This window comes from Lysinibacillus sp. OL1, assembly GCF_004332175.1.
Lineage (GTDB): Bacteria > Bacillota > Bacilli > Bacillales_A > Planococcaceae > Lysinibacillus > Lysinibacillus capsici.
Genome location: NZ_SJDS01000150.1, coordinates 1 through 242, shown reverse-complemented (window position 1 = coordinate 242; position 242 = coordinate 1). Strand labels below are relative to the sequence as shown.

At 66.1% G+C, this 242-nt stretch carries 1 protein-coding gene; it reads left to right on the top strand.

Annotation, left to right across the window (positions count from 1 at the left end; genetic code table 11):
• Positions 1–86: 86 nt before the first annotated feature.
• Positions 87–242: IclR family transcriptional regulator domain-containing protein (locus EW028_RS26705; protein WP_483869246.1), on the top strand; the 156-nt coding region annotated here is incomplete at its 3' end.

The window sequence follows — 242 nt, the reverse complement described above, 5'->3', positions numbered from 1 at the left end:
TCACCTTCGGGTGGGTCGAGCACGCTTCGTTCGGATACTGCCTCGGTCGCCGTGCTCTCGGGGGAGGGGGCGGAGAGGGGAACGGCTTGCTTCGTGAAGCGGCCGCACCGTTTCTGCACGAATTGCACCATCAGACCGGTATGTGCGTGCATCTGACCGGCCGCGACGGCCCCGACGTTGTCTACCTCGACAAAGTCGGCGGGCGGTTCGCAGCTGCAATCCCGTCGCGTGTCGGGGGTCAC